The sequence below is a fragment of the Bradyrhizobium oligotrophicum genome, assembly GCF_051168495.1.
In the GTDB taxonomy this organism is placed as follows: domain Bacteria; phylum Pseudomonadota; class Alphaproteobacteria; order Rhizobiales; family Xanthobacteraceae; genus Bradyrhizobium; species Bradyrhizobium oligotrophicum_A.
On the sequence record NZ_JBNPVB010000009.1, the window covers coordinates 85140 to 101297 of the forward strand.

At 67.3% G+C, this 16158-nt stretch carries 14 protein-coding genes and 1 riboswitch; of the genes, 3 read left to right on the plus strand and 11 right to left on the minus strand.

What is annotated here, in order from left to right; translation table 11 throughout:
- The first annotated feature begins 72 nt into the window (after nucleotides 1-72).
- Nucleotides 73-1167 (plus strand): HWE histidine kinase domain-containing protein, encoded by a 1095-nt coding sequence (locus ACQR1B_RS18410; RefSeq protein WP_434836160.1) that lies wholly within the window; start codon nucleotides 73-75, stop codon nucleotides 1165-1167.
- A 20-nt stretch (nucleotides 1168-1187) separates the two neighbouring features.
- On the opposite strand, the gene ACQR1B_RS18415 is transcribed toward ACQR1B_RS18410, so the two are convergent.
- The 8 genes from ACQR1B_RS18415 to ACQR1B_RS18450 all read right to left on the minus strand — a co-directional run bounded on the left by ACQR1B_RS18415 (nucleotide 1188) and on the right by ACQR1B_RS18450 (nucleotide 11146).
- Nucleotides 1188-2003 carry an XdhC family protein gene (locus ACQR1B_RS18415; RefSeq protein ID WP_434836159.1) on the minus strand — a complete coding sequence of 272 codons (816 nt, stop codon included), beginning with the start codon at nucleotides 2001-2003 and terminating at the stop codon, nucleotides 1188-1190.
- Nucleotides 2004-2031: 28 nt separating this feature from the next.
- Nucleotides 2032-3237 carry a vWA domain-containing protein gene (locus ACQR1B_RS18420; protein WP_434836158.1) on the minus strand — a complete coding sequence of 402 codons (1206 nt, stop codon included), beginning with the start codon at nucleotides 3235-3237 and terminating at the stop codon, nucleotides 2032-2034.
- Nucleotides 3234-4103: an AAA family ATPase gene (locus ACQR1B_RS18425; RefSeq protein WP_434836157.1), complete on the minus strand. Its 870-nt coding sequence runs from the start codon at nucleotides 4101-4103 to the stop codon at nucleotides 3234-3236. The genes ACQR1B_RS18420 and ACQR1B_RS18425 overlap by 4 nt, the downstream gene beginning before the upstream one ends.
- A gap of 316 nt (nucleotides 4104-4419) precedes the next feature.
- A complete protein-coding gene (locus ACQR1B_RS18430; protein ID WP_434836156.1) occupies nucleotides 4420-6840 on the minus strand; it encodes an aerobic carbon-monoxide dehydrogenase large subunit in 2421 nt (806 codons plus the stop codon).
- Nucleotides 6837-7337, minus strand: coding sequence for a (2Fe-2S)-binding protein (locus ACQR1B_RS18435; RefSeq protein ID WP_434836155.1), 501 nt, complete (start codon nucleotides 7335-7337; stop codon nucleotides 6837-6839). The genes ACQR1B_RS18430 and ACQR1B_RS18435 overlap by 4 nt, the downstream gene beginning before the upstream one ends.
- A gap of 222 nt (nucleotides 7338-7559) precedes the next feature.
- Nucleotides 7560-8423, minus strand: coding sequence for an FAD binding domain-containing protein (locus tag ACQR1B_RS18440; RefSeq protein WP_434836154.1), 864 nt, complete (start codon nucleotides 8421-8423; stop codon nucleotides 7560-7562).
- 231 nt (nucleotides 8424-8654) lie between these two features.
- Nucleotides 8655-9899, minus strand: a complete 1245-nt coding sequence (locus ACQR1B_RS18445) for an MHYT domain-containing protein (RefSeq protein ID WP_434836153.1) — start codon at nucleotides 9897-9899, stop codon at nucleotides 8655-8657.
- 635 nt (nucleotides 9900-10534) lie between these two features.
- Nucleotides 10535-11146 carry a 6,7-dimethyl-8-ribityllumazine synthase gene (locus ACQR1B_RS18450; protein ID WP_434836152.1) on the minus strand — a complete coding sequence of 204 codons (612 nt, stop codon included), beginning with the start codon at nucleotides 11144-11146 and terminating at the stop codon, nucleotides 10535-10537.
- Between the two features lie 74 nt (nucleotides 11147-11220).
- A riboswitch (FMN riboswitch) is annotated at nucleotides 11221-11416 on the minus strand.
- Between the two features lie 401 nt (nucleotides 11417-11817).
- Here ACQR1B_RS18450 and ACQR1B_RS18455 point away from each other — a divergent pair.
- Together ACQR1B_RS18455 and proC are read left to right on the plus strand one after the other, a co-directional pair.
- The gene (locus tag ACQR1B_RS18455; RefSeq protein ID WP_434836151.1) at nucleotides 11818-12318 is read left to right on the plus strand and encodes a YbjN domain-containing protein; all 501 of its coding nucleotides are present in this window, start codon (nucleotides 11818-11820) and stop codon (nucleotides 12316-12318) included.
- A gap of 164 nt (nucleotides 12319-12482) precedes the next feature.
- The gene (gene proC / locus ACQR1B_RS18460; protein ID WP_434836150.1) at nucleotides 12483-13310 is read left to right on the plus strand and encodes a pyrroline-5-carboxylate reductase; all 828 of its coding nucleotides are present in this window, start codon (nucleotides 12483-12485) and stop codon (nucleotides 13308-13310) included.
- A 154-nt stretch (nucleotides 13311-13464) separates the two neighbouring features.
- Here the strand turns inward: proC and ACQR1B_RS18465 are convergent, their stop codons facing one another.
- The 3 genes from ACQR1B_RS18465 to hisS form a co-directional block, all read right to left on the minus strand.
- The gene (locus ACQR1B_RS18465; protein WP_434836149.1) at nucleotides 13465-13860 is read right to left on the minus strand and encodes a thioesterase family protein; all 396 of its coding nucleotides are present in this window, start codon (nucleotides 13858-13860) and stop codon (nucleotides 13465-13467) included.
- A gap of 225 nt (nucleotides 13861-14085) precedes the next feature.
- A complete protein-coding gene (locus tag ACQR1B_RS18470; protein ID WP_434836148.1) occupies nucleotides 14086-14289 on the minus strand; it encodes a tautomerase family protein in 204 nt (67 codons plus the stop codon).
- Between the two features lie 230 nt (nucleotides 14290-14519).
- The gene (hisS, locus tag ACQR1B_RS18475) at nucleotides 14520-16112 is read right to left on the minus strand and encodes a histidine--tRNA ligase (RefSeq protein WP_434836147.1); all 1593 of its coding nucleotides are present in this window, start codon (nucleotides 16110-16112) and stop codon (nucleotides 14520-14522) included.
- Between the last annotated feature and the right edge of the window lie 46 nt (nucleotides 16113-16158).

Here is a 16158-nt window from a genome sequence, read left to right on the forward strand (position 1 = left end):
ATTCTGGACTGGCGCCCGCTCGGTCCGTCGTGCCCCACTTCACAGGCTGAATGCCCGACCGACGAAAGCTGCATGACGTCCGATCGCGACGCCTCCGCGCCAAACCGAATGACTGCCTTGTTGCAGACGGAGCTGCTCGACTCGCCGCCCGAGCCGGGCTTCGACCGGGTGACGCGTCTGGCAACGCGGCTGCTCGCGGCGCCGGCCTCGATCATTGCGCTGGTCGACCGCGACCGGCAATTCTTCAAGAGTTCGTTCGGCCTGTGCGAGCCGTGGAATTCACTTCGCGAGACGCCGCTCAGCCATTCATTCTGCCAGCACGTGGTCACAACGGCACATCCGCTGATCGTGAGCAATGCGCAGCAGCACCCCCTGGTGAAGGACAACCTCGCAATTCCCGTCCTCGGCGTGCACGCTTATCTCGGCGTGCCCTTGAAGCTGCCCGGCGGAGAAGTGATCGGCGCGCTGTGCGCCATCGATCACGAGCCGCGGCCATGGAGCGACGACGACATCGCGCAGCTCACCGAGCTCAGCGAGATCGTGATGGACGAGATCGCGCTGCGCACCGAGAACGCGCGGCGGCGCGCGATCGAGCAACACCATCGCGTGCTGGTCCATGAGCTCAATCACCGCGTCAAGAACACGCTGGCGCTGGTCGACAGCGTCATCGCGCTCAGCATCCGCGCCGATCCCGCGCTGACGGAGTTCGGCGAGGTGCTGCGCGGCCGTATCGCCGCGCTGACCCGCAGCCATGCGCTGGCGCTGGATCGCGGCCGCGAGGCCATCGCGCTTGACGAATTGGTTCAGGCTGAGCTGGCGCCGCTGCAGGGCGACCGCGTCGCCGTCGACGGCCCTCCCGTGCAGCTCGCGCCGGGCGTCGCGCTCTATCTGTCGATGGGACTGCACGAACTCGTCACCAACGCGGTGAAATATGGTGCGCTGTCGAACGATGCAGGCCGCGTGGCGCTGAGCTGGACATTCGATGACGGCTGCCTGGTACTGCGCTGGCAGGAGAGCGACGGTCCGCCGGTCACGCCGCCCGCCCGCAACGGCTTCGGCTCGCTGCTGTTCGAGCGCATCCTCGGCGCAGCGCTCAAGGGCCAGGTGACGCGCGACTTCGCCCCGGACGGGCTGAAGGTGACGTTCGAGCTGCAACTGGCGCTCTGAGCCAGGCCGCAGCACCCGTCTCAGCCGCGCTGGCCGCGCCGGCGCGTCAGCGTGATCTCGGCCAGGATCGACATCGCGATCTCCTCCGGCGTGATGGCGCCGAGATCGAGGCCGGCCGGCGCCTTCACCTTGTCGAGCAATGCGGCGTCGATCCCATCCAGGATCAGCTTGTCGCGCAGGCTGTCCATCTTGCGCCGGCTGCCGACGAAGGCGTGGTAGGCCGCATCGCAGGCGAGCGCGGCGCGCAAGCCGGCTTCGTCACCCTTGCCTTGCGTCGACACCACGACGAAGCGTCGGGCGTCGCCGAGCCGATCCAATGCAAAGCCATCGATCAACAGATCGGCCTCGGGCGCGGCGAGCAGATCGGATGCGGGCGCCGCCAGGGTGACGTGATAGCCGAGCGGGCGCGCCTGCGCCGCGAGCGACAGCGACACAGGACTTGCCCCGAGGATGACCAGCGACGGATGCGGCAGAACCGGCTCGACGAAGATGTCCATCGTGCCCTGGCTCGGGCACATGTTGGCGGCGAAGCGCACGCCCGCTTTCGTCTCACCCGGCTTCACCCCGAGTTCGGCGAGCAGGTCGTTCGGCTGCACCGAGACCATGCGCGGGATGCCGTCGGCGAGTGCCTCGCGCGCCGCCTTCAGCACCGCCCCGCGCGCGCAGCCGCCGCCGATCCACCCGGCGACGATCGAGCCGTCCGGCCGGATGATCGCCTTCGCACCGGCCTTCGCCGCCGTCACCGACACGGTGCGGACGACGGTGGCGAGCACGAAGCTTTCGTCGGCGGCCTTCAGCTGCGCGGCGAGATCGAGCAGTTCTGGGGATGTGCTCATGGATGAGCTCCTGTTGACGGCATGACCATCACAGCCTCGCCAGGTAAGGCTCGAGCGCCGCGAGCGACGACAGCGTATGCGCCGGCGCATAGAGATCGACATGCGGCAGCGCCGCCTTGATGCCGCGCGCCTCCGGCGCGTAGCCGTCCCAGCCGAGCATCGGATTGAGCCAGACGATGCGGCGGCAGCGGCGGCGCAATTGCGCCATCTCGCGGTCGAGCAGCGCCGGATCGCCGGTGTCGTAGCCGTCGGAGACGATCATCACGCAGGTGCGCGAATGGATCACGCGCGCGGCATGCCAGCGGTTGAAGGTCTGCAAGACCTCGCCGATCCTGGTGCCGCCGCCGGCGCCCTGCGCCATCATCGAGAGCCGGTCGAGCGCCCGCGCCGCGTCTCTCTCCTTCATCGCGTCGGAGACGTAGGCGAGCCGCGTGTGGAACAGGAACGCTTCGGCCTCGCGGAACGAGTCGAGCACGCCGTGGATGAAGCGCAGGAACATGGCCGTGTAGGCGCTCATCGAGCCGGAGGCGTCGAGCAGCACCACCAGACGCAGCGGCTTGGTCTTGCGGCGGCGATGCACCAGCGCGATCGGCACGCCGCCATGGCTGATGTTGCGATGAATGGTCCGGCGCAGATCGAGCCGCTCTCCCTTGCGCCTGATCTGGTCGCGCCGTGTCAGCCGCGTCCGCATCACCTTGGCGAGCCGCTCCGCCGCCTCATGCGCCTGCGCGACCTGGTCGGGATCGGCGAGCTTGCGGAAGTCGGTGTCGGCGAGCGTCTCAACGCGCGAGGCGCCCTCGCTGCGGCCCTCCCCACCGGCGTCGCGGGGCGTGTCGTCCCCGGGGATCTGATCAGTCGCCCCCTGCGGGCCTTGCTGACCTGCATTGGCGTCCTGCAAGCTCTTCAACGACGGACTGTTCGCGACCTGCGCGGCCCCTGAGACGAGTGAGCGGGAGCGGACGCGCTTGCCCAGCCAGAACGCATCGAACAGGCCGTCGAAACGGTCCCACTCGCTCTTGCGCGCCGAGAACAGATGTTTGAACGCCGAACGCAGCAGACCTGGCCGGTCGGAATAGCCTTGGGCCATCACGGCTGCGGCATCCCGCCCCTCGGCGAGACCGACCGCAAAGCCGTTGTCACGCAAGGTCTTCAGGAAGGCGCCGAGACGGCCCGCGACCAGCCGCGCCACCGCGTCCAGCTCCTCATGATCGGGCGTGGCGCCACAGCAGCTCATGCGACCTTCCCCAACAGCCGCGCCGCGACCTCGCGCGTGATGCGCGAGCGGTCCTCGTTCGTCTTCAGCAGGCACATCAGCGTGTCGTGGATGACCTCCGGCTGGTCCTTGAGATCGCGCACGTCGAGGCCGACCAGCGCCGCGGCCCAGTCGAGCGTCTCGGCCACGCCCGGCACCTTGCGCAGCTCTTCTTTCCGCAAGCCCTCGACCAGCCGCGCGATCTGCAGCGCGAGCGATGCCGAAGCGCCGTCGATCCGCGTCAGGATGATGCGGGCCTCGCGATCGACGTCGGGATAGTCGACATAGTGATAGAGGCAGCGCCGGCGCAGCGCGTCCGACAGCTCACGGGTGCCGTTCGAGGTCAGCACCACATGCGGAATGCTGATCGCCTTGATGGTGCCGAGCTCGGGGATCGAGATCTGGAAGTCGGACAGCAATTCCAGCAGGAACGCCTCGAACTCGTCGTCGGCGCGGTCGATCTCGTCGATCAGCAGCACCGGCGGGGTGGCGCGTCGGATGGCGGCGAGCAACGGTCGCTCCAGCAGGTATTTCTCCGAGAAGATCTGGTCCTCGATGGCGTCGCCGTGGCCGCGATGCGCCTCGATCGCCAGCAGTTGGCGCTGGTAGTTCCACTCATACAGCGCGGAGCTCTGATCGAGGCCTTCATAGCATTGCAGCCGGATCAGCTCGGTGCCGTGCACGCCAGCCAATGCCTTGGCGACCTCGGTCTTGCCGACGCCGGCCTGGCCTTCGAGCAGCAATGGCCGCTTCAACAGCTGCATCAGCGCGAGCGCCGTCGCCAGCTCGGCATCGGCGATGTAGCCGCAGGCGGCGAGGGATTGCGCGATGTCGTCGTGGGTTTTCATGTCACCTTCTTGCCTATTCGGCCGACGCGGTGTAGCGCAGTCCTCACCTCTCCCCGCTTGCGGGGAGAGGTCGGATCGCATCGCCAGATGCGATCCGGGTGAGGGGGACTCTCCGCGAGACCGGTCGTGGGGAGAGTCCCCCTCACCCCAACCCTCTCCCCGCAAGCGGGGCGAGGGAGCGCACTGCCGACGCCGTTACAGTTTCGACTCTCTCGTCGCGAGCGAAGCGAAGCAATCCAGGATGGTGGGCGGGACTCTGGATTGCTTCGTCGCTTCGCTCCTCGCAATGACGGTGTTGTTGCCTAGGTTCACGCCTCTACCCGACCACCCCCAACCTCTTCGCCGCCTGCCAGTTGCGCCAGAAGTCGTGCGGCATCTGGATGTGCGTCGAGCCGAGGAAGGAGAAGGCATCGTTGACCGCGTTCGAGAACGCCGGCACGCCGCCGACGTTCGGGCTTTCGCCGACGCCCTTGGCACCGATCGGGTGATGCGGCGAGGGCGTGACGGTGAAGTCGGTCTCCCAATGCGGCGTCTCGACCGCGGTCGGCATGAAGAAGTCCATGAACGAGCCGGTGACGACGTTGCCTTCCGAATCGTAGCGGATCTCCTGGCCCATCGCGATCGCGAAGGCTTCGGTGAGGCCGCCATGAATCTGGCCCTCGATGATCATCGGGTTGATGCGGGTGCCGCAATCGTCCAGCGCATAGAAGCGCCGAACCTTGTACACGCCGGTATCGACGTCGATGTCCATCACGCACAGATACGCCCCGAACGGATAGGTCATGTTGGGTGGATCGTAGTAGCTGACCGCCTCCAGCCCCGGCTCCATGCCCGGCGGCACGGAATTATACGCCGCCCAGCAGATGTCCTTCATCGACATCACCTTCTCGGGCAGGCCTTTCACGCGGAAGCCGTCGATGTCCCATTCGAGATCGTCCTCGTGGACCTCGAGCTTGTAGGCCGCGATCATCTGCGCCTTGGCCTTGATCTTGCGCGCCGCCATCGCGATGGCAGCGCCCGCGACCGGCGTCGAGCGCGAGCCGTAGGTGCCGAGACCGTAGGGCGCGGTGTCGGTGTTGCCCTCCTCCACCATGATATTGTCGGCGGGGATGCCGATCTCGGTGGCGATGATCTGCGCCCAGGTGGTCTCGTGGCCCTGGCCCTGACTCTTGGACCCCACGCGCGCGATGCCGGCCCCGGTCGGGTGCAGCCGGATCTCGCAGGAGTCGAACATCGCAATCCCTAGGATGTCGCAATTCTTCGACGGGCCGGCGCCGACGATCTCGGTGAAGAAGGAGATGCCGAGACCCATGATCTCGCGGGTCTCGCCGCGCTTGAACGCCGCGCGCTTGTCGGCCTGCTCCTTGCGCAAGCCGGGGTAGTCCACCGCCTCCATCATCTTGCGCATGGCGGTGTGATAGTCGCCGGAATCGTACTCCCACCCCAGTGCCGAGTGATAGGGAAACTGCTCCGGCCTGACGAAGTTCTTCAGCCGCAGCTCGGCTGGGTCCATGCCGAGCTTCTGGGCGAGAATGTCCATCGCGCGCTCGATGCAATAGGCCGCCTCGGTGACGCGGAACGAGCAGCGATAGGCGACGCCGCCCGGCGCCTTGTTGGTGTAGATGCCGTCGACGACGCAATGCGCGACCGGGAAGTCATAGGAGCCGGTGACGATGTTGAAGAAGCCGGCCGGCCATTTCGACGGATCGGCACAGGCATCGAAGGCGCCGTGATCGGCCAGCACGTGGACGCGCAGGCCGGTGACCTTGCCCTCCTTGGTCGCGGCAAGCTCGGTCGTCATATGATAGTCGCGCGCGAACGACGTCGCGGTCAGGTTCTCGATGCGGTCCTCGACCCATTTGACCGGCTTGCCGGTGACGATCGAGGCGACCGCGGCGCAGATGTAGCCGGGATAGGCGCCGACCTTATTGCCGAAGCCGCCGCCGATATCGGGCGCGATCACGTGGATCTTGTGCTCCGGGATCTTGGCGATCAGCGCCACCACGGTCCTGATCACATGCGGCGCCTGGAAGGTGCCCCAGATCGTCAGCTCGCCCTTGATCTTGTCGAACGAGCACACGCACTGGCAGGTTTCCAGCGGCGACGGATGGGTGCGGTGATAGGAGATCATCTCCTTGATGGTCACATCGGCCTTGGCGAACGCCGCGTCGGTGAGATCCTTGTCGCCGATCGCCCATTCGAAGACGTGGTTGTGATGCTTGCGCGGGCCGTGGGCGCCCGACGTCTTGCCGGCGAGATCCTCGCGCAGCACGGGCGCATCCGGATCCATGGCCTTGGACGGATCGACCAGCACCGGCAGCGCCTCGTAGTCGACCACGACCTTGTTGACGCCGTCGTCGGCGGCATAGCGGTCGGTCGCGACCACGAAGGCGACCTCCTGGTTCTGGAACAGCACCTTGCCGTCGGCGAGCACCATCTGCACGTCGCCGGCGAGCGTCGGCATCCAGGCGAGGTTGACGGTCTTCAGCGTCTCGGCGGTGATCACCGCGAGCACGCCCGGCACTTTCAGCGCCTCCTCAGTGTGGATCGCCTTCACGCGCGCATGCGCGTGTGGCGAGCGGACGAAGTCGCCGTGCAGCATGCCCGGCAGCTTGACGTCGTCGACATAGTTGCCCTTGCCTTGCGTGAAGCGGATGTCCTCGACCCGCTTGCGCTTGCAGCCCATGCCTTCGAGCGCAGCTTCGCGTTGTTCCCGCGTGGGAGTCATGTCGTTCATTCCGCGGCCTCCTGGAATTCCACGCCGTTGATCTTGGCGGCGGCATATTGGATCGCCTTGACGATGTTCTGATAGCCGGTGCAGCGGCAGATGTTGCCGGAGATGCCGGCACGGATCTCGGTCTCGGTCGGCTGCGGATTCTCCTGCAGCAGCCGATGCGCGCGAAGAATCATGCCGGGCGTGCAGAAGCCGCATTGCAGGCCGTGCATCATGCGAAAGCCTTCCTGCAGCGCCGACAGCGAGCCATCGGCATTGGCCACGCCCTCGATCGTCGTGATCTCGGAGCCATCGGCCTGCACCGCGAGCATGGTGCAGCTCTTCACGCTCATGCCGTCGATATCGATCGTGCAGGCGCCGCAATGGCTGGTCTCGCAGCCGATATGGGTGCCGGTGAGCTGCAGATTTTCGCGCAGGAAATGAACCAGCAACGTGCGCGGCTCGGCGAGGCCTTCGACCTCGCTGCCGTTCACCTTCATCGTGACGTGGGTTTTGGGCATTTGGTGCTCCCTGAAAAATTTCGTCGAGCTTGGCCCGGCTATTAGCCGCGCTCTCGGTGCGCTCCCTCTCCCCGCCTGCGGGGAGAGGGTTGGGGTGAGGGGGAGCCTCAACGAGCACCGAACTCGCGGAGAGCCCCCTCACCCGATCGCTTCGCGATCGACCTCTCCCCGCAAGCGGGGCGAGGTGAACCGTGCGCTTGGCAACAATGTCGCCTGCGCTAACTACTTCGCCCGGCTCGCCGCGCGCTGCAGCGCGCGCATGACCATGATACCGCCGACATGCGTGCGATATTCGGCTGGTCCCCGCGCATCGGACGCCGGCTGCATGATCGCCCGCGCGGCGGTCGCGGCCGCCTTCAGTGCGGCGTCATCCAGCGTGGTGCCGATCACGGCGTTGGCCGCGTCGGTGGCCAGCAGCGGCGTCTCGTGCAGATTGGTCAGCGCGATGGTGCAGCTCGCGACCTTGCCACCCGCCATGGTCAGTACGACGCCGGTCGCTGCCGTCGCATAGTCGCCGACCTTGCGCTTCAGCTTCTCATAGGCATAGCCGTGGCCTGCGGGCGGAACCGGAATGCTGATTCCGGTCAGGATCTCGCCCGGCTCGAGCGCGGTGAAATAGGCGCCCTGATAGAAATCGCGCGCGGCGACCTCGCGGACGCCGTTCGGGCCTTCGAGACGATAGGCCGCATCCAGCGCCAGCATGAGAGCCGGCATGTCATTACCCGGATCGCCATTGGCGACGTTGCCGCCGAGCGTGCCGCGGTAGCGCACCTGCGGATCGGCGATCAGCAGCGCCGTCTCATGCAGGATCGGCAGGCTGGTTCCGATCTCGCTGGACGCCAGCAGCTCGGCCTGCGTGGTCATCGCACCGATCACGATGTTGTCGCCGTCGCGGCAAATGCCCTTGAGGCCGGCGATGCCGTGCAGATCGACCAGATGTGCCGGGGTCGCCAGCCGCAGCTTCATCATCGGCAGCAGGCTGTGGCCGCCGGCGAGCGGTCGCGCCTCGTCGCCGAGATCGGCGAGCAGCCTGATCGCGTCGCTGACGCTCGCGGGCCGGTGATAGTCGAACGGGCCAGGAATCATCTGGTTTCCTCTCCTGTGCTGGCGCGCCTTGTCGGCTTGACCGTTCGCGGCTGACGTTCATGCTGCAAGAGCGAGACGTGGCCGCCGATCGTGAGCGCTGATTGACACGGAGGGTCGACCGCGACGGCCGGCTGCGCAACGCGGCCAGCACGGAGGACGATGAAATCGCACGAAATGCGGATGCGCGCGCACGAACTGCGTCAGCCAGCGCGACCCAATCGCGCGCGCCGCTCAGGCCTGCCGCCGCACCAGGCCGAGCCGCGCCTTGACCTCGGCGACCTTGGCGCGACTGACGGGGACCCGCGGCTTGGACGGACCATCGAGCTCGATGATCGCGCCCTCGCCCTCCTTGCCGACGAAGGTGACGTGCTCGATCGCGACGATGTGGCTGCGGTGCACGCGGATGAAGCGGCCGGGATCGAGCTGCGCCTCGGCCTCGGAGATCGACCACGGGCACATGCGCTCGCGGGTGCCGTCATGCACCCTGGTATAGTGCGCGTCGGCGCGGACACTGCGCACCTCGCCGGCGTCGATGAAGTGGGTCCCGTTGGCACCTTCGAGCGGCAGACGTGCCACGGCGACCCGCGGCGGCTGGCCGATGCCGCCGAGTGGCGCCGCGGTGACGCGCCCCGGCGGGCTGCTCTCGGCAGCAGGACCGGCGGACACCGCGATCGCCGCCGGCTGCACCACTGGTGAGGATGCGGCCGGCTCCGGCGCCAGTTGCGCCGTAGCATCGGCAACAGCCGGCGCCGGTTCCGTTGGGCGGCGCGGCTCCGGCACCAGTGACAACAGAAAGCCCGCCGCGATCACGAAGCACAACACCGCAACCACGATGGCCAGCGCCTGCGGCGATGCAGCAAGCCCCGTTGCGCCGTGATGATGTCCCTCGCCGTCGGGCACGACGTGCATGCCCAGCATCGCGGTGTAGTGCATGCCGGACACGGCGATGCCGAACGCGATCGCGCTGATGGCGAGCCGCAGGCCGTCCTGTCGGGCCAGGAAGATGCGCAGGCCGCCATAGGCGGCGATGATGGCGATGCCGACCGACAGCGCCACCAGCGCCGGATCATGCGCCAGTCCGAAGCGCCCGGCGAGGCCGTGCATGCCGACATAATGCATGCTGGCGATGCCGGCGCCGAGCAGCAGCGCGGACGGGATGACGCGCTGCGGGCCGGGATCACCGATGCTGACGAAGAACAGCGAGACGCCGACCACGAGCGCGCAGATCAGGAAGGAGATGATGGTCGGCAGCACCAGGTAGACGGCATCCGGAGGCAGCGGCGCCGCCATCATGCCCACGAAATGCATGGTCCAGATGCCCACGGCCAGAATGCCCGCGGCGCCGGACAGCAGCACGCGCGTGTCAGCTCCCGGCCCGCTGCGGATGCGCGCGGTGAGACTGAATCCGGTATAGCCCCCCAGGCTCGCGATCACGACCGAGAGCGCGACGAGATAAGGATCGTATCCTTCGATCATCCTTGGCAGCCCGCCCGTCGCCACGGGCAAGCCTCCTCCCAGCGATGATTCTACAGGGGCCGCGCGGAGAATGACAACACAAGCCGCGGAGCATGAGGGGCGTGGTGCCGCTGGCGGCTTGGTGAGCCGCAATCGCGCAGCGATTGCCGCGTGGGGGAGGGGTCGGGGGTCCGAGTGGTACCAACCGGGCTGAGTCCTGACGTTTTGGACCGGATTGATTCCTGACAGGCGAGTCCGACCCTGGCTGATGAGCACGCTCCAACGAGACATCAGCGAACCTGCACATCACGACGTTCAGCGCCCGGAGACCCCCACCCCCGACCCCTCCCCGCAAGGGCAGGGCAATCGCATATGGCCAATCTGAGTTTGTCGCGAAACTGGCCCCTCATCGTCATGCCCGGGCTCCGTCCCGGGCATCCACGTTCTCAGCATGCCGGACGACGTGGATGGCCGGGACGGAGCCCGGCCATGACGACGTGGAGGGAGACGGGTGCAACACGTCGATGGTCAAATGCGATAGCCCTGCCCGCAAGGGGGAGGGGAGCTCACTGCCGATGCCGTGAGATATCGACTTCCACGATCAGATCGAAATGCGGCGGGTGTGGCTGGCCTCGCCAGCCACACGCATCACCGTCTCAGACGATCCCCGCCGCCACCTGGCCACGCAGGCGCTCGAGGCTCAGCAGGGTCTCCGCGCAGGCGGCCGCCACCTCGATGCCCTTGGTGGCGAAATGCTTGCGGAAGAACTCGAAATGGGCCTGCGACTCGTGGAACTGCTGCGGCGTCAGCACGGCGGAGAACACCGGCACCTCGGTGCGCAGCTGCACGTCCATCAGCGCCTTGATCACGGTATCGGCGACGAACTCGTGGCGATAGATGCCGCCGTCGACGACGAGGCCGGCCGCGACAATCGCGGTGTAGCGCCGGGTCTTGGCGAGCAGTTGCGCATGCAGCGGAATCTCGAACGAGCCCGGCACCTCGAAGATGTCGACGCGGTCAGGCGGAATGTGGCGCGCCTCGATCTCGTCGAGGAACGCGATGCGGCATTCGGCGACGACGTCGCGATGCCAGGCCGATTGCACGAAGGCGACCCGCTGCGGCTTGGTGAAGCGCGGATGCGCCGGGGCCGGCGGGGCCTCGTCGGGTGGGCTCGGCTCGATCGGCGTCTGCGCCGCGGGCGGCGCGTCGGCAGCGATGGTGTCAGTGGGAGAGGTATCGGTAGGAGCGTCTTGCAACATCTGATTCATGGCTTTCCTCGTCAGACCAGAATCAGGGCACACGGAACGACGACGCCTCCGCGCGAGAGGCGCGGAGTGCCGGGACCCGTTCTCTTTCATCCGGACTGTGACCGTCGGCTTCGGAGTCGCACCGAATCTGCTGACCCTTCTCCGTGCGAGGCGATCGGGAGAACGGAATTCTCCAGATCGCGCCGTGCAAAGAAGGCGCTCGCGGGCTCGCGCACTCGACCGGGAGCGCTTACCGCCGGTGGGGAATTTCGCCCCGCCCTGAGAACAGGGCCGCCCGGAATGGACGGCCCGCACGAACTATGCAGGGGGCCGCCGCCTCCGGCAAGGCCTGTTCCCCGCATTGCGCTGAGGGCGGCCATGCGGCCTCCGAAAGCCCGCCGACGGCGGCTGCGGGTCCGCCAGAGGCCTCTCGGAGCCTTTTGCGCCGCATCCGACTCCGTTTTGTTCTCGTCAGCGCATGATTCCACAGGCCGGACAGGAGTTGTGGACGAAGCGGTGTTTGGCTGTGGACGGACTCGCCCCCCCGTTGCGCAGATTCCGCAAATCACATCAGTTTGTCTCGCACCCCGGGGGACCTCCGGGACTGCAGCCGGGTCTCGAAGCGCCGACGGGGCGTGGGCCGGGTCGCCGCGTATGTACCAACGAAATCAAGAAGACGAGGTCGAGACGGCATGTCCCTGCTCGAAAGCACTATCGATTCCGCCGATCATCCGCTGAGCGTGGTCGAGACCATCGCGGCTGACAACAACTGGATGTTCGAGCGGTCCGGCGAGGACGAGATCACGATCGCCTCCAAGGGCCAGTGGACCGACTATCAGCTCTCCTTCACCTGGATGGCCGAGATCGAGGCGCTGCATCTGGCCTGCGCGTTCGACATGAAGATTCCGGAAGCGCGCCGCGCCGAGGTGCAGCGCCTGATCGCGGCCATCAACGAGCAGCTGTGGCTCGGCCATTTCGACATCTGGACCCACACCGGCATGGTGATGCACCGCCAGGCGCTGGTGCTGCCGGGCGGCATCACCGCCTCCGGCCCGCAATGCGAGAGCATGCTGGCCGGCGCCATCCATGCCTGCGAGCGCTATTTCCCGGCCTTCCAGTTCGTGGTCTGGGCCGGCAAGTCGACCCAGGACGCCATGGCGGCGGCGCTGTTCGATACCGAAGGCGAGGCGTAAGCGACGCTGCCTCAACACACTCGATGTCGTCCCGGCCTCCGAGCCGGGACCCCTACCGCGTGATGTCCGTGGGACGCGCGCTGCTTGTCGCTCTGCCCTCGCTCCACTAGAACCGCCTGTGATTATGGGTCCCTGCTTTCGCAGGGACGACAGCGGAGCTTGTCGTGACATCAGCGGACAACAACCTGCTTCATCAGCTCACCGGCACCATCGTGCTGGCCGGCGCCGGCAAGATGGGCGGGGCGATGCTGACCGGCTGGCTGGCCGGCGGGCTCGATCCCGCGCGCGTCGTGGTGATCGAGCCGATGCCGTCGGCCGAGATCACGGCGCTGGCGGCGAAGGGCGTGCGGCTCAATCCGGCCGAGGCCGCCGCGGCCGAGGTCGTCATCCTCGCCGTCAAGCCGCAGATGTTCCGCGAGGCGGGGCCGGCGCTGAAGCCGTGGGTCGGAAACGACACGCTGGTGCTGTCGATCATGGCGGGAACCCCGATCGCAAGCCTGCAGAGCGTGGTGGGCGGGGCGGTGGTGCGGGCGATGCCGAACACGCCGGCCGCGATCGGCCGCGGTATCACCGTCGCCGTTCCCGCCGCCAACGTCAGCGCCGCGCAGCGGGCGCTGACCGACGCGCTCTTGCGCGCCACCGGTGCGGTGGAGTGGGTCGACGACGAGACGCTGATGGATGCAGTGACCGCCGTGTCCGGCTCCGGTCCCGCCTACGTGTTCCTGCTCGCCGAGGAACTCGCCCGCGCCGGCATCGCCGCCGGCCTGCCCGAGGCGCTGGCGACGAAGCTCGCCCGTGACACGGTCTCGGGCGCAGGTGAATTGCTGCACCGCTCGGACCTGCCGTCAGCGACCTTGCGCCAGAACGTCACTTCGCCCGGCGGCACCACCGCCGCTGCGCTCTCGGTGCTGATGGGCACGGGCGGCTTCCAGCCGCTGCTGGAGCGCGCGGTGGCCGCGGCGACGGCCCGGTCGAAGGAATTGGCGAAGTAACAGGCGGCGCCATGTGCGGTGCCCCCTCCCCTGGAGGGGGAAGGTCGCCTCACGGCGAGCGAAGCGAAACGTGAGGCGGGGTGGGGTGATGCCTCCACATCCACCATTGCTCGCGGCTTCACCCCAGCCCGCTCGCCCTCCAGGGGAGGGTGGACTACGGCACCGCGAACCGTTTCTTGAACTGCTCGACATTGATCAGCCCGCGGCCATGGCGGCCGTCGCCGATCTTGGTCTCGCCATGATAGGCCTCGACGCTGAAGCGGATGACGCGGCGCTCGACCTCAATTACTTCGGCGACCGTGCGGATGGTGGCGCCGACCGGCGAGGCCGCGAGATGGCGGATGTTGACCTCGGTGCCGACCGTGACCCAGCCCGGCGGCAACACCGGATTGATGGCATCGCCGGCCGTCATCTCCATCTCCAGGATCATCATCGGCGTCGCATAGACCATCGGCATATGCGGAACGAAGTGCCCGACCGTGCGCTCCGGCGGCACGACGAGCAGGCGCTCGGCGCGCATGCCCGGCTTGATGATGTCACGTGCGTCCATGGTGGCTCCAAGTCAGATGTCGTCCCGGACAAGCGGCGTCGCGCGACAGCGCGGCGTAGCGCCGATCCGGGATCCATACGCCGCGGCGGTCGTGATGGGCAGAAGGCCAATCACCAGCACGTCTCGAACCGCTCCCTGGGGGTATGGGTCCCGGCTTTCGCCGGGACGACCGCGGTGGTGATCGAAACAGATGCTATTGGCTTCGCTTCGGCGTAACGACACCAACTACTTCTTCTGCTCGGCCGCGCGCTCGACGAAGGTCTTGCCGCCCTTCATCTTGTGCGCCAGCGGCGCCTCGTTGATCTGGATCACCACCGCTTCCGCATCGACGCCGAGATGCGTCACCAGCGCCTTCGTGATGTCGCGCATCATGTTGGCCTTCTGCTCGTCGGTGCGGCCAGCGGCCATGTTCACGGTGATCTCGGGCATTCGTTTCCTTCCCCTTATCGAGATTGCTCTCGCCATTCGGCGCGCTGCACCCTCTCCCCCTGTGGGAGCGGGTGGATCGCCGACGCGGAAGCGGCGGCGAGCCGGGTGAGGGGTCTGCATCCGCGGAGAGAGACCCCTCACCCGGTTTCTCACTTCGTGAGAAACCACCCTCTCCCACTCTAGGCAACCGCTATGCGATCGCCGTGAGGGAGAGGGTGCACTTCCCGCGTCTATCCCCAGCTCACGTCGTGGCGCGCGAGCACCTCGCGGACGGCGGCGACGAGTTCGTCCTCCTTGGCGGAGAATTGCGCCGGGCGGCTCTCGCGCCATTCCTGGTTGGAGGCAATGGCGGCGGCGGCCTTGGCGCCCTCGATCAGGTCCTTGATCTGCACCTCGCCGCGCGCCTTCTCGTCCGAGCCCTGGATGATGACGCAGGGCGCGTTGCGGCGGTCGGCATATTTGAGCTGGTTGCCCATGTTCTTCGGATTGCCGAGATAGAGCTCGGCGCGGATGCCATGGCCGCGCAGGGTCGAGACCATCTTCTGATAGTCGGCGACCCGGTCGCGATCGAACACGGTGACGACGACGGGACCGAACGCGGGCCGCGTATCGAGCTTGCCGAGCAGGGTCAGCGCCGCCTGCAGCCGCGACACGCCGATCGAGAACCCGGTCGCCGGCACCGGCTCGCCGCGGAAGCGCGAGACCAGGCCGTCGTAGCGGCCGCCGCCGCCGACCGAGCCGAACACCACCGGCTGGCCCTTTTCGTTCGGGATCGCAGCCAGCAACTGCGCCTCGAACACCGGCCCCGTGTAGTATTCGAGACCGCGCACGACCGACGGGTCGACCATGATCTGGCTGTGGTAGCCGGCGGCATCGACCAGCCGCGCGATCTCGACCAGCTCGTTCAGGCCATCGACCGCGAGCTTGGAGTCGGCGAAGGTCTCGCGCAGCATGTCGGCGATGCGGCGCGAGATGTCGTACTCGCTTTCTTTGCGATCCGCATCACCGGCCAGGCGCTGCGCGACATCCTTGTCGCCGGCATAGGCGAGCGTCGGCGGCGCGACCAGCGCGCGCGCATTGACGAAGGTCTCGATCTTCTTGATCTGCGTCTCGTCGAGGCCAGCGCCCTTGGTGAAGTCGCCGCTCTCGTCCTTGCGGCCGGCGCCGAGCAGTTCGCGCACGCCGCGCTCACCGAGCCGGTCGAGCTTGTCGATCGCGCGCAGCACGGTCAGTCGTCGCCCAAAGTTCTCGTCGCCGCCGAGCCCGATCGACTCCATGACGCCGTCGAGCACCTTGCGGTTGTTGACCTTGACCGCGTAGTCGCCGCGCGCAATCCCCAGTGCCTCCATCGTGTCCGCCGCCATCATGCACATCTCGGCGTCCGCCGCCGGCGAGCCGGAGCCGACGGTGTCGGCGTCGAACTGCATGAACTGGCGGAAACGGCCGGGGCCGGGCTTCTCGTTGCGGAACACGTAGCCGGCGCGATAGCTGCGGTAGGGTTTCGGCAGCGCGTCGAAATTCTCGGCGACGTAGCGCGCCAAGGGCGCGGTGAGGTCGTAGCGCAGCGAGATCCACTGCTCGTCATCGTCCTGGAACGAGAACACGCCCTCGTTCGGGCGATCCTGGTCGGGCAGGAATTTGCCGAGCGCGTCGGTGTATTCGAACGCCGGCGTCTCCACCGGCTCGAAGCCGTAGCGCTCGTAGACGGCGCGGATCTTCTCGACCATTTCGCGCGTGGCGGCGATCGCGGCCGGGCCGCGATCCTCGAGCCCGCGCGGCAGCCGCGCCTTCAGCTTCTGGAGTTTCTTGGGTTTGTCGTTCATCTGTGACCAGAACGTAGGGTGGGCAAAGCGCAGCGTGCCCACCGTT

Coding starts and splice junctions, on each gene's coding strand:
- ACQR1B_RS18410 (WP_434836160.1), top strand. CDS start 73: ATGACGTCCGATCGCGACGCCTCCGCGCCAAACCGAATGACTGCCTTG.
- ACQR1B_RS18435 (WP_434836155.1), bottom strand. CDS start 7,337: ATGCCCAAAACCCACGTCACGATGAAGGTGAACGGCAGCGAGGTCGAA.
- ACQR1B_RS18415 (WP_434836159.1), bottom strand. CDS start 2,003: ATGAGCACATCCCCAGAACTGCTCGATCTCGCCGCGCAGCTGAAGGCC.
- ACQR1B_RS18420 (WP_434836158.1), bottom strand. CDS start 3,237: ATGAGCTGCTGTGGCGCCACGCCCGATCATGAGGAGCTGGACGCGGTG.
- ACQR1B_RS18470 (WP_434836148.1), bottom strand. CDS start 14,289: ATGCCCGAGATCACCGTGAACATGGCCGCTGGCCGCACCGACGAGCAG.
- ACQR1B_RS18425 (WP_434836157.1), bottom strand. CDS start 4,103: ATGAAAACCCACGACGACATCGCGCAATCCCTCGCCGCCTGCGGCTAC.
- ACQR1B_RS18465 (WP_434836149.1), bottom strand. CDS start 13,860: ATGGACGCACGTGACATCATCAAGCCGGGCATGCGCGCCGAGCGCCTG.
- ACQR1B_RS18455 (WP_434836151.1), top strand. CDS start 11,818: ATGTCCCTGCTCGAAAGCACTATCGATTCCGCCGATCATCCGCTGAGC.
- ACQR1B_RS18450 (WP_434836152.1), bottom strand. CDS start 11,146: ATGAATCAGATGTTGCAAGACGCTCCTACCGATACCTCTCCCACTGAC.
- ACQR1B_RS18445 (WP_434836153.1), bottom strand. CDS start 9,899: ATGATCGAAGGATACGATCCTTATCTCGTCGCGCTCTCGGTCGTGATC.
- ACQR1B_RS18440 (WP_434836154.1), bottom strand. CDS start 8,423: ATGATTCCTGGCCCGTTCGACTATCACCGGCCCGCGAGCGTCAGCGAC.
- ACQR1B_RS18430 (WP_434836156.1), bottom strand. CDS start 6,840: ATGAACGACATGACTCCCACGCGGGAACAACGCGAAGCTGCGCTCGAA.
- hisS (WP_434836147.1), bottom strand. CDS start 16,112: ATGAACGACAAACCCAAGAAACTCCAGAAGCTGAAGGCGCGGCTGCCG.